Annotated in this window: 1 pseudogene; it reads right to left on the bottom strand. The window is 31.9% G+C overall.

Going from position 1 to position 392, the window contains the following annotated elements:
• A pseudogene (locus A7976_RS11835) lies at positions 1–358 on the bottom strand (Bcr/CflA family drug resistance efflux transporter); the annotation flags it as partial.
• Between the last annotated feature and the right edge of the window lie 34 nt (positions 359–392).

Below are 392 nucleotides of genomic sequence, written 5' to 3'. Positions count from 1 at the left end.
TCACTGGTGCTATTAAAATGATAAATCCTATCGCTAAAATCCAAAAGTTCCAATGATTAAGCAATACAATCGTCACTAAAATTACACCGATAATCTGAATCATCGTCATGCCTCTCATCAATTTTTGTGAGTCTATAAAATCAACAAGGTACCCAGTAAGTTGACTTGATATAATGAGCGTAATACCAATTCCTGCAAACATCCAACTAAATTGTATTGCAGTCATGCCATAAATTTTTTGAATAATAAACGGAGACGCAGAAATATAAGTAAATAATATTACAAATGTCATACCTTGAATGAGCATTGGTAATACAAAACGTGGCGTCTTCAATAATATTTTGAAGTTTTTAAACATTGTCTTTAATCCACTACTTGACTCACGATTTGTC

Source organism: Methylobacillus sp. MM3 (assembly GCF_001645185.1).
GTDB lineage: Bacteria > Pseudomonadota > Gammaproteobacteria > Burkholderiales > Methylophilaceae > MM2.
This window is presented reverse-complemented; position numbering and strand designations above follow the sequence as displayed.